This is a genomic window from Curtobacterium salicis (assembly GCF_011759505.1).
Classification (GTDB): domain Bacteria; phylum Actinomycetota; class Actinomycetes; order Actinomycetales; family Microbacteriaceae; genus Curtobacterium; species Curtobacterium salicis.
Genome location: NZ_JAAOYO010000005.1, coordinates 115,401 through 131,394 on the forward strand (window position 1 = coordinate 115,401; position 15,994 = coordinate 131,394).

At 71.5% G+C, this 15,994-nt stretch carries 18 protein-coding genes; 11 read left to right on the forward strand and 7 right to left on the reverse strand.

Annotated elements, in window-relative coordinates:
- Positions 1–34: 34 nt before the first annotated feature.
- The 6 genes from E9228_RS15445 to E9228_RS15470 all read left to right on the forward strand — a co-directional run bounded on the left by E9228_RS15445 (position 35) and on the right by E9228_RS15470 (position 5,997).
- Entirely contained in the window at positions 35–874 is an 840-nt protein-coding gene (locus E9228_RS15445; RefSeq protein ID WP_166781437.1) for a CPBP family intramembrane glutamic endopeptidase, read from the forward strand.
- 122 nt (positions 875–996) lie between these two features.
- Entirely contained in the window at positions 997–1,278 is a 282-nt protein-coding gene (locus tag E9228_RS15450) for a hypothetical protein (RefSeq protein ID WP_166781438.1), read from the forward strand.
- Between the two features lie 69 nt (positions 1,279–1,347).
- On the forward strand, positions 1,348–1,836 hold the full coding sequence (locus E9228_RS15455) for a CPBP family glutamic-type intramembrane protease (RefSeq protein WP_166781439.1): 489 nt from the start codon (positions 1,348–1,350) through the stop codon (positions 1,834–1,836).
- 219 nt (positions 1,837–2,055) lie between these two features.
- On the forward strand, positions 2,056–3,321 hold the full coding sequence (locus E9228_RS15460) for an endo-1,4-beta-xylanase (protein WP_166781440.1): 1,266 nt from the start codon (positions 2,056–2,058) through the stop codon (positions 3,319–3,321).
- Positions 3,322–3,459: 138 nt separating this feature from the next.
- A complete protein-coding gene (locus E9228_RS15465; RefSeq protein WP_166781441.1) occupies positions 3,460–4,467 on the forward strand; it encodes a LacI family DNA-binding transcriptional regulator in 1,008 nt (335 codons plus the stop codon).
- Positions 4,468–4,515: 48 nt separating this feature from the next.
- Positions 4,516–5,997, forward strand: coding sequence for a hypothetical protein (locus E9228_RS15470; RefSeq protein ID WP_166781442.1), 1,482 nt, complete (start codon positions 4,516–4,518; stop codon positions 5,995–5,997).
- Between the two features lie 9 nt (positions 5,998–6,006).
- Here the strand turns inward: E9228_RS15470 and E9228_RS15475 are convergent, their stop codons facing one another.
- The 4 genes from E9228_RS15475 to E9228_RS15490 are packed head-to-tail and all read right to left on the reverse strand — an operon-like array spanning position 6,007 to position 8,885.
- Complete coding sequence (locus E9228_RS15475; RefSeq protein ID WP_166781443.1) at positions 6,007–6,678, reverse strand: DUF4166 domain-containing protein; 672 nt, start codon at positions 6,676–6,678, stop codon at positions 6,007–6,009.
- Positions 6,675–7,313 (reverse strand): SRPBCC family protein, encoded by a 639-nt coding sequence (locus E9228_RS15480; protein WP_341849916.1) that lies wholly within the window; start codon positions 7,311–7,313, stop codon positions 6,675–6,677. Before E9228_RS15480 ends, E9228_RS15475 begins: the two co-directional genes overlap by 4 nt.
- Positions 7,314–7,365: 52 nt before the next feature.
- A complete protein-coding gene (locus E9228_RS15485) occupies positions 7,366–8,049 on the reverse strand; it encodes an esterase/lipase family protein (RefSeq protein ID WP_341849917.1) in 684 nt (227 codons plus the stop codon).
- Between the two features lie 47 nt (positions 8,050–8,096).
- A complete protein-coding gene (locus E9228_RS15490; protein ID WP_166781444.1) occupies positions 8,097–8,885 on the reverse strand; it encodes an alpha/beta fold hydrolase in 789 nt (262 codons plus the stop codon).
- A gap of 120 nt (positions 8,886–9,005) precedes the next feature.
- Between E9228_RS15490 and E9228_RS15495 the strand changes: the two genes are divergently transcribed.
- The 3 genes from E9228_RS15495 (at position 9,006) to E9228_RS15505 (ending at position 11,393) form a co-directional block, all read left to right on the forward strand.
- Complete coding sequence (locus E9228_RS15495) at positions 9,006–9,380, forward strand: hypothetical protein (RefSeq protein WP_166781445.1); 375 nt, start codon at positions 9,006–9,008, stop codon at positions 9,378–9,380.
- Between the two features lie 55 nt (positions 9,381–9,435).
- Positions 9,436–9,993, forward strand: a complete 558-nt coding sequence (locus tag E9228_RS15500) for a dihydrofolate reductase family protein (protein WP_166781446.1) — start codon at positions 9,436–9,438, stop codon at positions 9,991–9,993.
- A 101-nt stretch (positions 9,994–10,094) separates the two neighbouring features.
- Positions 10,095–11,393 (forward strand): NAD(P)/FAD-dependent oxidoreductase, encoded by a 1,299-nt coding sequence (locus E9228_RS15505; RefSeq protein ID WP_166781447.1) that lies wholly within the window; start codon positions 10,095–10,097, stop codon positions 11,391–11,393.
- Positions 11,394–11,489: 96 nt separating this feature from the next.
- On the opposite strand, the gene E9228_RS15510 is transcribed toward E9228_RS15505, so the two are convergent.
- Complete coding sequence (locus E9228_RS15510; protein WP_252728399.1) at positions 11,490–12,428, reverse strand: SDR family oxidoreductase; 939 nt, start codon at positions 12,426–12,428, stop codon at positions 11,490–11,492.
- Positions 12,429–12,490: 62 nt separating this feature from the next.
- Here E9228_RS15510 and E9228_RS15515 point away from each other — a divergent pair, with 62 nt between their 5' ends.
- Entirely contained in the window at positions 12,491–13,066 is a 576-nt protein-coding gene (locus E9228_RS15515) for a TetR family transcriptional regulator (RefSeq protein ID WP_166781448.1), read from the forward strand.
- A gap of 90 nt (positions 13,067–13,156) precedes the next feature.
- Positions 13,157–14,377, forward strand: a complete 1,221-nt coding sequence (locus tag E9228_RS15520; RefSeq protein WP_208386346.1) for an acyltransferase family protein — start codon at positions 13,157–13,159, stop codon at positions 14,375–14,377.
- On the opposite strand, the gene E9228_RS15525 is transcribed toward E9228_RS15520, so the two are convergent.
- Together E9228_RS15525 and E9228_RS15530 are read right to left on the reverse strand one after the other, a co-directional pair.
- Entirely contained in the window at positions 14,374–14,805 is a 432-nt protein-coding gene (locus E9228_RS15525; protein WP_208386348.1) for a DUF1801 domain-containing protein, read from the reverse strand. The two genes, E9228_RS15520 and E9228_RS15525, sit on opposite strands and share 4 nt — an antisense overlap.
- 131 nt (positions 14,806–14,936) lie before the next feature.
- Positions 14,937–15,953 (reverse strand): DUF2382 domain-containing protein, encoded by a 1,017-nt coding sequence (locus E9228_RS15530; RefSeq protein ID WP_166781449.1) that lies wholly within the window; start codon positions 15,951–15,953, stop codon positions 14,937–14,939.
- Positions 15,954–15,994: the final 41 nt, after the last annotated feature.

Sequence of the window (15,994 nt, forward strand, 5' to 3'; positions counted from 1 at the left end):
GCCACGTCTGCCATGGGAACCAGGGGATACGGCCATGAACACCACTGCTGAACGATCAGGATGGGCACGCTTCTGGGATCACGGGCGGTGGTGGAAAGCACTCATCCTCGCCGTCGGCTACCTCGCGATCTACGAGCCAGCCTCCCTGCTCATGGCACCGTTCCTGCCCTTCATCGGCAACGCGGACTCAACGAGCTACGTGCTCGTACTCATCGTCATCCCGGTCCTCATCGGCGGCCTCGTCCTCGTCGGTTTCGGGGCAACCGTCCGGTGGCTGCGGAGCACCTTCGAGCGACAGCCGACCCGCGGGCGAGGGTGGATGTGGATCGCGATCGTGGTCGTGCTGCTGTTCAACCTGCTGCGGTTCGCCAGCATCGACTACTCCGCCGCAGGGGTCGATTGGGTCGCTACGTGGCTGCTCGCCGGACTCGTGATCGGCTTCTCCGAGGAACTCCTCACCCGCGGCTACGTCGTCCGCATCATGCGGTCCTCGGGGAACTCCGAGGTTGCTGTGGGTCTGGTCTCCGCGGCACTGTTCGCCCTGCTGCACGGGAGCAACCTCTTCACGGGTCAGGCACTCGGACCCACGCTGCTGCAGATGGTCTACACGTTCTTCTTCGGCTTCTGCATGTACCTCGCGTTGCGGGTGACGCGCACGATCGTCGCGCCGATCCTGCTGCACGCCAGTACCGACCCCAGCATCTTCATGCAGGGCACTCATCCGGTGACCGGCGGCCTCACTTCCCTCGCCCAGCTCGGCAACATCGCCGTTGTCCTGGTCGGGGTCGTTCTCCTCATCGTCTTCCTCATCTCGGAACGACGCACACGGCACCACGATCAGACCGTGCTGTCCCACTCCGTCCGTGTCTCCTGACCAGACGCGTACACGAGGAGCGTCCGCATGAGTTCATCGCCAGACCTGCAGCGTACGCTCCGGCCCGACCATCACCGAGGACCAAAGGGCACGGGCTGATCAGCTTCGCCGGAATCGTCAACGTGGTCTACCCGACCGCGGACCAGCGACCCCCTGTCGAGCGTCGCGAGGTCCCGCGACGGTTCTGGATCGCCCTCGTCGCCTGCGTGGTCTACGTCCTCATGGCCGCCGGCGTCGGGAACCTGCTCAGCGCCGTCGTCGACGGAGAGCACCACCCGATCGCAGACTGGCTCGCCGGCACCTGGGTCCCGGTCGGCATCATGATCGTCGCCGGAGTGTTCTTCGCTCGACGCTCCGGCTGGCGGACCGACATCTGGCATGAGCACTCCGTCGCTGTCGGGTAACCCCGGCGCTGGTGGTGGCTCGCAGCGCCGGCTCTGTCGCTGACCGCCACGGCGATCCTGTTCAGCGTCGTGCCGTGGTCCGAGGTGTCGGCCGGGATCATCGTCGTCGTGCTCATCGGGGCGCTCGGCGTCGGCGTCGGCGAGGAGCTGTACTTCCGCGGGGTCCTCGTCACCGCGCTCCGCGCACACCACTCCGAGTTCGTGGTCCTCATCGTCTCGTCGGTGGTGTTCGGTCTCGCCCACGTGGTCGGCTTCGTGATCGCAGGACTCCCGATCGGCCTGATCCTGTTCCAGGTGACGTTCCTCAGCATGGACGGTGCCCTCTTCTACGCCGCCCGTCGCGCGACAGGCAAGCTGTGGGTGCCGATGCTCCCCGCACTGAGTGGCCTTCGGGTGCAGCGGGCCCAGGTACAGGCACAGGCACAGGTACAGGTACAGGTACAGGTACAGGCACAGGCACAGGCACAGGCACAGGCACCATCGGGCGCGCACTCGTTCGTCGACAGTTGCCCGACAGCCGGTCGCCCACCGGTACACGGTTGGCGGCGACAACGATGACAACTCACCCGAGTCCTCAGCAAGCGCGGACGGCACGCTGCTCCTGACCTGCCAGCAGACGTTCACTGACTGGGGCAGCACCGAGGAACGCGCTCCGGTGACGAGTTGTGTGCGAGGGAGACAGGTCATCCGCGCGGCGACAGCCCCCGGAGGGACACGCTCGCTTCCACCACCCCGACCTGATAAGTTCCCGCTCACAACAAATGCGGGAGGCCGTCGATGGAGACGCAGCACGACACAGCACACCGGACCGGCGAAGCCCTCGTCACGCTGACCGGAGCGGACGGCACTCCCCTGGCGGGTGCCGAGGTCGTCGTGGAACAGCGGCACCACGCGTTCGGCTTCGGCAACATCGGGTTCGACTTCATCGGCCTCGCGAACGGCGACGCGCCCGAAGCCAACGACCCCGACGCCCACGACCCCGACGACGTCGGCACGCCCGAGCTCGCCGACCTGTGGCTCGACGTGTTCAACACCGCCACGCTGCCGTTCTACTGGGGCCGCTTCGAACCCGAGCGCGGCCGCCCCGACACCGAGCGACTGCAGCGGACGGCCGCCTGGTTCCGTGACCGCGGCGTCGCGACGAAGGGGCACCCGCTGGTCTGGCACACCGTGCAGCCGGACTGGCTGCTGGGGCTCGACACGGACGAGGTCGAGCGCCTGCAGCGCGAGCGGATCCGCCGCGAGGTGCGGGACTTCACCAGCCTGGTCGACACCTGGGACGCGATCAACGAGGTCGTGATCATGCCGCACTTCGCGAACGGCGACAACGGCATCACGCCCCTCGCCCTGGCCCGCGGCCGCCTCGCGATGATCCGGATGGCCGTCGAGGAGGCCCGTGCGACGAACCCGTCCGTCACGCTGCTGCTCAACGACTTCGACCTGTCGGATGCCTACGAGTGCCTGATCGAGGGCGTGCTGGAGGCCGGGATCGGCATCGACGCCATCGGCCTGCAGACCCACATGCACCAGGGCTACTGGGGCGAGGACACCATGCTGGCGATGGTCGACCGCTTCGCCCGGTACGGTCTGCCGCTGCACCTGACCGAGACCTCGCTCGTGTCCGGTGACCTGATGCCCGCGCACATCGTCGACCTCAACGACCACCGGGTGGACTCGTGGCCCTCGACGCCCGAGGGCGAGGCACGCCAGGCCGACGAGCTCGAACGCCACTACCGCAGCCTGGTCGGGCACCCCGCGGTCGAGGCGATCACCTACTGGGGCATCACGGACCGAGGCGCCTGGCTGAACGCACCGATCGGCCTGGTCCGGGCCGACGGCACGCCGAAGCCGGCCTACGACGCCCTCCGTCGCCTGGTGAAGGACGAGTGGTGGACGGGGCCCACGACCCTCCGCACGGACGACTCGGGACGCGTGCGGTTCCGCGGGTTCCGCGGCGAGTTCGCGGTCCGCGCCGGCAGCGCGGAGACCACGGTCGCGATCGGTCGGGACGCGCCGTCGGAGGCCCGGTTGACGACGGACTGACGGCTCGCGGTGCCGACGCACGGCCTGTCGGACGGGAGGCGCGAGACCGGTCGGGACGCGCCTCCCGTCCGTCGCGTGGCCGGGTCCGACGCACGGCGACCCGCCGACCGGCTGCGGCCCGCGCGCTACGGTGCTCTCATGCGCGCCACCGTGCGGGACGTGGCCGCCCTCGCGGGGGTGTCCCCGAAGACCGTCTCCAACGTCGTCAACGGCGGTGTCGTCGTGCGCCCGGAGACCCGCGCCCGCGTCGAGGCGGCCGTCGTCGAACTCGGGTACGTGCCGAACCTGTCCGCCCGGGGGCTGCGGAACGGTCGGACCGGCGCGATCGCGGTGACGCTGCCGGAGCTCGCGAGCGCGTACTCGGCCGACCTGGCGCGGTGGTTCGTCGTCCTGGCGCACGACCGTGGCCTGGTCGTGCAGCTCGAGCAGACCGCGACCGACCCGGAGCGGGAACGGGACCTGGTCTCGCGGGCGCGGGCGCACCTGATCGACGGGCTCGTCCTCAACCCGGTGTCGCTCGACGCCAGCACGCTCGCGAACGCGGCCGGACTGCCGCCGACCGTCGTGATCGGCGAGGTCGAACCGGAGCACGTGGACCAGGTGCACGTCGACAGCCGGGCGGCAGCCCGTGAGGTCACGACGATGCTGCTGGACCACGGGCACCGGCGGATCGCGATCGTCGGCGCGGAGCGGGGCGAGGCGGTCACCGCCACCGCACGGCTGCGCCAGATCGGCCACGAGGACGCCCTGACCGAACGACGGGTCCCCGTCGACCCGTCCCTGCGCGTCCCACTGCCGGCGTGGACGACCGCGGAAGCGGCACGGACCTTCGGCGGATGGCTCGAGCGGAACCCGCTGCCCAACGCGGTGTTCGCGTTCACGGACTCGATCGCGTTCGGCGTGCTGCACGTCCTGGCGAGCCGGGGCGTCCGGGTGCCGGAGCAGGTGAGCGTCGTCGGGTTCGACGACGTCGACCAGGCCGCGTTCGCGGTGCCCGCGCTGACGACGGTGTCGTTCGACCGGCGGGACTTCGCGGCGGCGGCGCTCGACCTGCTCGAACGCCGGATCGAGGATCGGGAGGCGCCGGTCCGGACCGTCGTCGTGCCGCACCGGATCGTCGAGCGCGCGAGCGTCGCGACGCGCTGAGGACGGTGGGGGCGACGGGTCCGAGGCGCGGCCGCTAGCGTCGTCGACGTGACCGACGCGCCCGGACTGCCCGACCCCCTCGACCCGCTCGACCCGCTCGACGCCGTCGCCGTCGGACCGGTGACGATCGTCCCGGACACCAGCAGGCCGGTGGCCGCAGTGGTCGAGGGCGACGAGTTCCAGCGGTGGCTGACCTGGCCGACGGCGCCCCTGCCGGCGAGCGCGGTCGAGCGGACGGACATCTGGGCCACCCCGTCCGGGGTGTGGGTCGTCTACGCATCAGAGGACGTGGAGCAGTCGTCCGGGACGGCCGTGTTCCTGTCACCCGAGCACCCGCCGCGGTCCGTGGGACTCGGGGACCGGCGACCGATCGGGGTCGACGCCGAGGGGCTGTGGGTCGGTGATCCGCGCGACGCCTCGTTCTGGACCGAGGGGACGAGCGGCACGGACGACGACGACGACCTGTCCAGCATCGACCCCGCGACGCTCGAGTGGGCCCCGGTGGCCCCGTTCTGGCCCGACCGCGACACGTGGACCGAACCGGACGAGGACGAGGACGAGGACCTCGACGACAACCCTGCCGAGACCGACGAGACCGACGAAGACGACGACGACGACGACGACGACGAGACGATCGTCGGCACTGCCAGCCAGTGGACGGTCAGCTTCGGCCGCCAGCCGGGCAGCGGCGACGAGGTCGACGACCAGGTGGACGACGACGCCGACGACGCGGACGACGACGGCCCGGTCAGCACTCCTCTGCCGACCCCACCGACGGAGATCGTCCGCATCACCCCGGCCGACGAGCGCACCACGGTGCAGGTCGACCACCTGGTCGACGCCGTCTCGTTCGAGGACGGCCGGATGACCCTGCGGTTCCACCCCGCCGGTCCCCGGCAGGTCGAGGTGCCGTTCGGCGATCGCGGACCATGGCGCAGCTGGGACACCGTGTACGAAGCGCGCGAGGTCGTCGTCGACGTCGCAGCGGGCCTGCCGTCGGTCGTCGTCACCGAGCACCACACCTCCGTACCGGTTGCGGACGAGGGCGCCGGAGCAGACCTCGAGGAAGTCGAGGCGGTGTGGTCGGCTGCGGACGCCGCGCTCCAGGCCCGACGGGCGCCCTGGGTCGGGCGACTCGACCTGACAGGCGTGAGCGGAGCCTCCTGGCAGACGTCGGAACCGGATCCGGAGACGATCGAGCGCAGTGTCGCGGCGGTCCGCGAGCAGCTCGCCGGGCTCAGCGAACCGAGCATCATGTGGTCGGCCGACACCGACACCGTCACCCGGGTGCGGAGCGACTACCGCTCGGTGCAGGTGGACGTCGAGGGGTCGTGGCCGGACACCGAGGTGGTGGTGTCGTTCGAACACACGGCGGTGCCGTTCCTGCGGCTCCGCAGGCGCTACCGGGTCTTCGACGACGCCGGGTACCCGGTCGACCGGCAGTACGTCACGGTCCACCTGGAGGAGGACATCGCGACCGGCCACTTCCCGTCGCGGCGTGCAGCGGTGGACGGCGTCCTCGACATCTGACGCGGAGGGCTACGTCCGCGCCTCGGTCCGCCGCGGCTTCAGGCGTTCGGGAGCGTCCGTCGCCGGCACCCACTCGCAGGTGAACGACCCGCGGTAGCCGAAGAGGAACCCGAACAGCCGGTTGAGCACCTCGAGGTCGACGTGGAACGACTGGTCCTCGTCCGACCACCACTCGTGCAGGGTCGCCCGTCCGCTGAACAGCATCGGGAACCGGAACGACAGCGGCCCCTCGTGGAACCGCTGCGCGTCCGAGGTCAGGACGAGCCCACCGCGCTCGTCGACGGCCAGGTCGAGGTCGACCGCCAGGTGCTGGTGGGAGCCGAGGTAGTCGAGCACCCGGCCGTCGACGAGCACCATCGTCGCGTCGAACCGTGCGGTGCGGCCGGACCGGACGCTGTAGGTCCGGACGAAGGTCACCGTCTCGCGGCCGAGCACGTCGCGGTAGGGGTAGTTCTCGATGGTGAACGGGACGTCCTCGCCGACGTCGGGCACCAGGATGTTCCGGAGCCGTCCGATCTGCAGGAACGGCACGGTCCACCAGGGTCCGCGGCGGATCGACTGCATGGTGCCGTGGCCGACGCAGGCTTCGGCCGCGTCGAGTCCGACGCCGAACCGACGCTGCATCATCGGGTGCAGTCGGTCGAAGTCGGCGCCGAGCGCCTCCTGGAACACCGAGGTCATGCGGTCCCTCCGGGTCGGGACGGGGTCGCGAGGGTCGTGAGGGTCGCCGGGGCGTCCCGCAGGTGGTCGGCTCGCCGGGTCCCGCCGGCGGGCGCGCGGAACGTCCGGGAGGCCCGTGGCCGGTCCCGCCGCCACACCGCCAGGACGCTGGTGAGCGGCCACGCCTCCGGCTCGGCGCCGCCCTCGAGCCAGATGCGGAGGCGGTCGAAGCTCCAGGCGGTCGCCCACCCGAGGAGCGGCCGGACGACGAGGTCGAGCGGCCCCCACCCGGAGTCGTAGTCGTAGCCGGTGACGAACCGGGTCCGGCCGTCGTCGGTCGGCACGTACCGCCAGTAGCCGCGGCCGGTCCGGATCGGGGACAGCCGGTCCTCGGTGGCGAAGCGGAGCGCCGAGGTGCGGGTGCCGTCGTCACGTCGTCGCTCGCCGATCGAGATGCCGGTGCCGTGCACGTCATGGACGGCCGACCGGCGGACGTAGGTGAACCGCGCGGACCCGTCCGTTCCGGCGGGCTCGGGGACGATCTCGGAGAACCGGACGTCCCACCGGACGTGCTGCCGGGGGTCCTGCGTGGCGGCCCACACCGCGTCGACGTCGGCGTCGATCACGGTCTCGACGTAGATGCTCCGGCTGGCCACGGGGCTGAGCGTAGCGCCGGCCCGAGCGCCACCACCAGCGGCAGCGCTGCCGTCAGTCGCCGTCCGCCGCGCGCAGCACGGCGGCCGCGGTCCGGCGGTCGGCGAGGATCCGGAAGTGGCCCCCGAGGTCGAGCCGCACGTTCTCGGCTCCCGACAGTTCGCTGCCGCCCGGGATGAGCGTGTCGAACACCGCGTAGACCGAGGTGATCCGCGCGTTCGCGTCGAGCTCGCGTGCCAGGCCCGCCAGGACCGGGTCGGCTGCCCGGAACACCCGGAGGTGCCGGACGGGTGCCAGGACGGCGTACTTCGATCCGGCGAACGGCGTCGACACCGCCACCATCCGGTCGATGCGGCCGTGCGGGTCGAGCCGGGTCATCGCGTACTTGCCGATGAGGCCGCCCTTGCTGTGCGCCAGGACGAGGACCCCGTGCAGGTCGTGCTCGTCGAGGTAGGCCATCACCTCCTCCGCCGAGAGCGGCACGGGCTTGACGTTGTGCCGGAGGACGGTGAGCACGTGCACCGGGTGGCCGCGGTCGTGCAGCACGTCCATCAGCGGACGCATGAAGTGCCAGGTCTCGTAGACGCCGGGGATCACGACGACCGCCTGCCGGTCGCCGGTGCGGTAGTCGTCGGCGGTGGTCGGGCCCAGGCTGCGGACCTGCCAGACGGCGGCGTACAGCCAGTCGAGCAGCGCCCACCGCGTGCGCCGGACGAGTCCGACCCGGACGGGAGGCACGGCCCCCGTCCTCCGCGTCCCTGCACCGCCGCCGGTGGTCGCGTCGGTCACCGCGGCACCTCGTCCCGGCTGGCCTCGAGGGTCTGGACCCGGCGGAACTCCTCGATGAGCCGGGCGACGGCCACGGGCTGCCGCTCCTGCACGTGGTGGCCGCCCGGGAGTTCGACGAGCGCGCCACGGTGGGCTGCCCCGACGACCCGCTGCCCCCAGTCGTGCTTCGCGATGGGGTCCTGTTCGCCGCGGACGACGAGCACCGGGACGGTGAGGGCCCGGACGCGGTCGAGCATCCGGTAGTCGCGCATCGGCCGGAGTTCGCGGAGGTACTGGGCGGCGCTCCGGAAGTAGTCGGTGAACACCACGGCGTTCATCCGGACGCCCTCGAACGCGCAGTCGACGGCGAGCGCGACGGCCAGGCGGACCAGCGAGCGCCGGTGGTCGTCGACGACGGGTCCGACGAGCACGACGGAGGACACGACGTCGGTGTGGCGGAGTCCCGCCTCGACCGCGATCTGCGTGCCCATCGACTGTCCGACGACGACGAGGTCCCCGGCACCGCGTTCGGTGACCGCGCGGACGACCAGGTCGGCGTACTCGTGCGCCTCGAAGCGCCGGCCGGAGTACGGCAGGCCGCCGAAGCCGGGCAGGTCGACGGCGACGGTGCGGTGGCTGCGGGACAGCGCGGCCTGCAGGCGGCGGAAGGAGCGGTGCGACATGCCGATGCCGTGCACCAGGACGACGGTGGGGGCGAACGCGTCGTGCAGGCGTCCCGCGGGGGCCACCGTCCGGAGTCGGACGCGGTGACCGTCGACCCGGACCGTCTCCACCAGCGCGCGCATCACCCGAGACTATGCCGGTGCCCGGCTGCCACCTGGGAGCGGATCCGCAGCACCGGGATCCGCAGCGCAGGGACAGCCGGGTCTTCTACTCCTGCAAGGTCGGCGGGGTGCACTGCTGCCATGAGCGACACGACGCCTCCGGCACGACGACCCGACGACCACCCCGACCAGCGCCACGACTCCTGGGCCGCTGCCCCGGCCGCGACGCCGACCTCCACCCTCTCGCCGCCCCCGCCGTCCTGGTACGGCACGCCGGCCCCCACCCCGGGCACGACGCCCGCGGGGCGGAGCACTCCGCACCCGCCGTGGTTCTGGCCGGTCATCGCAGCGGCGATCGGCCTCGGCGCCCTGCTGGTCGGCGGCGGTGTCGGTTTCGCGGTCGGGCATGCCGTCGCGAGCCACGGCACGTCCTCGTTCACCGGCCCGGGTTCCGGCCAGTACGGTCCGCGTGGACAGTCGACCGGCGCACCCGTCACCCCGCAGGACGGCAGCTGACCGGGGCGGGACCCCACTCTGGTGCCGGACGCCGCCGCGCCGTTACGCTCACGCCATGCGCAAGGTCACGGCGGGTCTCTTCACCTCGGTCGACGGGGTCGTCCAGGACCCGTACAACTACCAGTACGACAGCTTCGACGACGAGCTCGGAGCCGCCATGGGCGCCTGGATGGGTGCGACCGACACCGTCCTGCTGGGCCGCACCAGCTACCAGGAGTGGTCGGAGTGGTGGCCCGCCCACTCGGAGGACCCGTTCGGGCAGTGGATCAACCCGATCGAGAAGTACGTCGCGTCCACGACCCTCGGTGACGACCTGGCGTGGGAGAACAGCACGCGCATCACCGGTGACGTCCCGACCTTCGTGCGCGAGCTCCAGACCCGTGACGGCGGGGACATCGCGGTCTGTGGCAGCGTCACCCTGGTGCGCAGCCTGCTCTTCGCCGGGGTGCTCGACGAACTGCAGTTGATGGTCCACCCGGCGATCGCCGGCCACGGGCGGAAGCTGTTCGAGCCGACGGACCCGCCCACGCGCCTCCGGCTGGTCACGAACACCGTGACCAGCAAGGGGAACGTGCTGAGCACCTACGGCCCGTTCGCCGCGTCGGCGGGCTGAACCCGCGCCTCCCGGCCCGACCGCCGAGGGGGTGGACGGCAGGTCTGCGTGATCGGCGTACCCTTCTGGGTGGCCCAGACCGCACGAAACCGGAGCTCACCATGCCGCAGGACACCCGCCCGCACGTCGTCATCGTCGGCGGTGGATTCGCCGGGATCGCCGCCATGCGTGAGCTCAAGGACGCTCCGGTCCGGGTCACGCTCGTCGACCGCCACGTCTACAACATGTTCCAGCCGCTCATGTACCAGGTGGCGACCGGCGGTCTCAACGCCGGCGACGTGACGTACTTCCTCCGCAGCCTGCGTGCCCGACAGTCGAACGCGGACTTCCGCCACGGGCTGCTCACCGGCATCCGGCACGACGAGCGCATCGCCGAGATGTCCGACGGCGAGCACCTGCACTACGACTACCTGATCCTGGCCAACGGCGTGAACACGAGCTACTTCGGGACGCCCGGCGCCTACGAGTACGCGTACTCGATGTACTCCCGCTCGCAGGCATTGCGGATCCGCGACGAGCTGTTCACCCGCCTGGAGCAGGCTGCGGCGAAGCAGGGCCCGGACGAGATCCGCGTCGTCATCGTCGGTGGTGGTGCGACCGGCGTCGAGATGGCAGGCGCGCTCGCCGAGCTCCGCGACCAGGCCCTGGTGGGTGCGTACCCGGAGATCGAACGCGGGAACATCTCGATCACGCTCGTGCACCGCAGCGGTGAGCTCCTCAAGCCGTTCGCCCCGCGCCTGCGTCGGTACGCGGCGAAGATCCTGCGGAAGCGCGGCGTCGTCCTGCGCCTCAACGCCGGTGTCGAAGAGGTCATGCCCGACGGCGTCCGGCTCGCCGACGGTGAGGTCATCCCCGCCTCCCAGGTGATCTGGGCGACCGGCGTCTCGGCACACAAGGAGGTCGGCAACTGGGGTCTGCCGCAGACCCACGGCGGCCGCATCCAGGTGAACGACGACCTCAGCGTCAAGGGCGTCGACCGGGTCTTCTCCGCCGGGGACATCGCCGCGCAGGACGCCGCGTTGGCGCAGCTCGCGCAGCCGGCCCTGCAGGGCGGCAAGCACGTCGCCCAGCAGATCAAGCGTCGTCTGGCCGGCAAGCCGACCGAGCGGTTCAAGTACTTCGACAAGGGCACGATGGCGACGATCGGCACGAACGCCGCGGTCGCACAGCTCCGTGGCGGCATCACGATGGTCGGCCCGGTCGCCTGGGCGGCGTGGGTGTTCGTCCACATCACCAGCCTGCTCGGCAACGGCAACCGGATGTCGACGCTGACCCACTTCTTCGTCCGCTACGTGTGGTTCATGCGGAAGCGCTCGATCCCGATCGTCGGCGACGTCCGTCCGGTGCGCCCGAACGGCGACCGCGAGCCGGAGCCCTGGCAGCTGCAGAAGGCGGAGTGACCGTCATGAGGTGACAGCCGTCACCACATGACGGACGGGAGGCTCCCCACCAGACCGGTGGGGAGCCTCCCGTCCGTCATGTGCCTGGTGGGAGCGTCAGCTGCGCGGCGTCGTGTAGGCACCGTCGGCGATGTCCTCGAGCAGCGTCGGGCCGGTCGGCTGCCAGTCCAGCAGCGCACGCGTGGCGCTCGACGTCGCAGCCATCGGCATGCCGAAGAACCGCCCGATGAAGCCGAAGTGGTCGACCGCGTCGGCGGCGTCGACCGAGGTGACCGGCACTCCGAGGGCGTCCCCGATCGCCTGCGCGATGTCGCGGGTGGGGACGGCGTCCTCGGCGGTGACGTGCATCCGGGTACCCGCGGGAGCGTTCTCGAGCCCGAGTCGGACGAGTCGCGCCGCGTCGGTGCGGTGCACCGCGGCCCAGCCGTTCGTCCCCTCGCCGATCATCGCGGCCACGCCGTGGCGTCGTGCTGCGGCGGTGACGAGGGCGATGAACCCGTGGTCGCCGCGTCCGTGCACGGTCGGGGCGAACCGTGCGATCACGGTGCGGACACCCTGGTCGACGAAGTCGAGGGCGCGGTTCTCGCTGCCGCCGCGCATCGCCTGCGGGCCGACGAAGGGGTTCGGGTCGTCCTCGTTGGCCGGGCGGTCGACGGTGAGGCCGGCGACGCCGGAGGCGACGACGAACGGCCGGTCGCTGCCGACGAGGGCACCGCCGAGGGTCTCGACTGCGGCACGCTCGGCGGCGTTGGTCTCCTCCGGGTGCGCCCAGTCGTGTTTGTTGGCGAGGTGGACGACCCCGTCGGCGGCCTCTGCTCCGCGGCGGAGGGCGTCCAGGTCGTCGAGGTCGCCGCGGAGGACCTCGGCGCCCTTCGCCTGGACGGACGCGGCGGCGGCATCGGACCGGACGAGCCCGGTGACGCGGTGGCCGGCGGCGAGGAGCTCGTCGACGGTGGCGGAGCCGATCCAGCCGGATGCTCCGGTGACGAACACGTGCATGGTGGTGCCCTTCTCGATGATGTCAGTTGCTGACATCAGGAACCGTACACCCGATGTCAGCCGCTGTCATCGTCGCTGGTCCTGAGTAGACTCCGGGCATGGCGAGATGGCAACCGGGCACGCGGGAACGACTGCAGGCGACCGCGCTGCAGCTGTTCCTCGACCGTGGCTTCGAGACCACCACGGTCGCCGACATCGCCCGCGCCGCCGAGGTCACCGAGCGCACCTTCTTCCGGCACTTCGCGGACAAGCGTGAGGTCCTGTTCGCCGGGCAGGACGACTTCCTGCAGCTCTTCGTCGGCCCGATCCAGGACGCCCCGGCCGACACGCCCCCGGTCGACCTCGTCGCCCGGGCCCTCGCCGGCGTCGGGTCGTACTTCACCGAGGACCGCCGTGAGTGGTCCCGCAACCGGCAGCGGGTCATCGACGCCGAACCCGCACTCGGTGAACGGGAACTCGCGAAGCTGTCCGGCCTCGGCACCCGGCTCGCCGAGCTCCTCCGCGACCGCGGTGTCCCGGAACCGGCCGCGACCCTGGTGGCGCAGTCCGGCGTGACCGTGTTCCACCTGGCGTTCGCGCAGTGGATCTCCCCCGACGAGACGCGGACCCTGCCCGTGCTCGCGACCGAACGGCTCGATGCCCTGGCGAGCACGATGGCCCGGCAGCCCGCCTGACCGCAGCCGACCGGGGCTCGTCGCTGCGAGGCCCGGTGGTGACCGGACAGCACTGAGCCGGTTCATGGACTCCCGGAGCACACTGGCGGGATGACCCGGACCGCAGCCCCGGCGCCAGCCCAGACCACCGCCCCGGCGGCGGAGACCACCGCCCCGGCGGCGGGGACCACCGCCCCCACCCGGTCGGCCGCACCTGCCCCGCTCGCCCACCGCTCCCTGGCCCTGGACGGCCTGCGCACGATCGCGATCGTCATCGTGATCCTGTACCACCTGCACGTGCCACAGTTCGAGGGTGGGTGGATCGGCGTGACCGTCTTCTTCGTGCTCTCCGGGTACCTCATCACCACGCTGCTCCTCCGCGAACGTCGGAAGACCGGGACGGTGCGGCTCGGCTCGTTCTGGTGGAAGCGCCTGCTGCGGCTCTACCCGGCGCTCCTGGCACTCGTCGTCGCCGGGCTGCTGCTCTGGAACTGGGTCGGCGACTACAAAGGGGCGTCGTTCTCGGCGGGTGAGGCCGCGTTCATCGCCCTGACCTACACCGGCAACCTCTTCCGGTCGTTCTGGGACACCACACAGGGCGTCTTCGCACACACGTGGAGCCTGTCGATGGAGGAGCAGTTCTACCTGGTCTGGCCGCCGGTGCTCGTGCTCCTGCTCGCGACGGGACGGCGTCGACGGACCCTGGTCATCGGCCTGTCCGCGGTGGTCGTCGTCGCTTCGGCCGCTGCCTGGATGAGCTACCGCACCCCCTCCGGCGGGTCCACCCCGGACGTGTACTTCTCCCCGGTGCTCGGTGTCGTCCCGCTCGCCACCGGGTGCCTGCTCGCCCTGCTGCTCGACGACGATCGCGTGCGGGCGTTCGCCTCCGGGCTCGCCGGCCACCTCAGCACCTGGGTCGGGGCGGCGGCCGTCATCGGCGTGCAGTTCTGGATCGACGACGACTGGACCGAGCACGCCTGGACCTTCGGTCTGCTCATGCCGGTCACCGGCGTCTTCGCCGCCGTGCTCATCGGCGGACTCGTCTCGGTCCGCACCCCGGTGTCCGCGGCCCTGTCCTGGTCCCCGGTGGCGTGGTTCGGGCGACGGGTCTCGTACTCCGCGTACCTCTGGCACCCGCTCGTCATCGCGCTGCTCGGCACGTTCGCCATCGGCTGGCTCGGCGACGTGTGGCTCTTCGCCGTCGCCGTGCTGGTGGCGATCGGTGCGGCCTACGCGGTCGAGGTCCCGGTGGAGAAGCTCCGGGCCCGCGCCCGGGAAGCCCGCCGCCTGGTCGCCGAGGACCGCGCCGCGCGGAGCGCCGCCACGAGCTAGCGCCGGCGGCTGGCCTGGCGCCGGGTGTGGTTGTGCTCGATCGCCCGCCGGACGAGTGCCTGCAGCGCCGGGACGTCGACGGCGTCACCTGCGAAGTACTTGATCGCCCGGCGCTGGTTGCCGCCGAGTTCGTCGTTGAACAGGCCGTCCGGGTCCTCGAGGGCGGCGCCGTACATGAAGCCGAGCTTCACGGCCTCCTTGAAGACGTTGCCGACGACGAGGATGCCGTCGAGCTCCCACACGGGGGCGCCGCGCCACTTCCAGGTCTCCTCGATCGCCGGGTCCACGGCGAGGACCGCGGCACGGGCGTCGGCGAGGACCGCTCCGCGCCAGTCCGGGTGCGCCGCGATCATGGCGTCGATGTGCTGCGCGGGCGTCGTCTCCGCCGTCGGCGTCTCGTCGGGCTGCGTGTCGTCCGTCTCGGTCATGCGCACACGCTAGTGGTCTCGTCCGCGTCCCGGGGACCGTCGTGCGTTCCGGTGGAACGACGGACGGGAGGCCCGGTGCCAGCTGGCACCGGGCCTCCCGTCCGGTCGTGGTCCGGACCGGACCGACTCGCTCAGCGGCGGGTGTCGCCGTCCTGGTCGACCTCGATCTCCTCGTGCGCGACGTCTTCGGAGACCTGCTGCTGCTCGGTGACCGTCTCGGTGCCGAGGCGCACGCGCTCGACCGGCACGGTCTCCTTGTCGACGACGACGCGCTCCTCGCTGAGCGTGACCTCGTGCTCCTCCTCGGACAGGTCGGGGCCACCGGTCGCAGCGCCGACGTTGCCGTCGGTGATCGGCTCGGTCTCGACGCGGACCTCCTCGTGCTGGACCGGCACCGTGACGTTCTGCTGCTCGGTGACGATGTGCTTGCGGAGGCGGGCACGGCCGGTCTGGACGCGCTCGGTACCGACGTCGAGCCGCTGCTCGGAGCGGGTCATCGCGTCGTCGGTGTCCGGGCCGGACGTGTCGTGGCCGGCGCTCGCGGTCGTGTCGGTCACGCCACGGTCGGCGTCCGTCGTGTCCCGGCCGGTGACCGTGTCGCTGTCGGCGACGCCGGCGGCGTCCGCCGTGGTGTCGTACCCGGCGGCACCGGCGACGCGGTCGTCGGTGGCGGGGAGGTCACGCCCGGACGTGTCCCCGGTGCGGTGCGACCCGGCGGCGGCCGGGTCGGTCGGGGTCAGGTCGGGGTCGACGCCGATCGTGCCGTCGTCCACACCCGTGTCGGTGGTCGTGCTGCTGTCGGCGCCGGTGCCGGTGCCGGTCGTTCCGGCGCTGCCGCTGCCGAGACCGTAGTGGTCGAAGATCGTGTCCTGCTCGTCGTCGCTCAGGTCGCCGTCGGCGTCGATGCGCGGGGCGTCCTTGATGCGGTCCTTGTCGTACGCCACGCGGAGCTCGTCGCCGGTGAGGTCGGCGCCCTCGAGCGGGACGAAGGACTCGGAGGTGCCGAAGAGCCCCGTCGAGACGCTGGCGAACAGGGGGTGCCCGTCCTCGTTGTCGACGTAGACCTGCTTGACGGTGCCGACCTTCTGGCCGTCCGGGTCGATGACCTTGGCGCCGAAGACGCTGTTGACGGTGTTCGTGTCGATCATGGTCGTTCCTCTCGTTCGTGCTGTCGGGTAGAGGTGGGGTG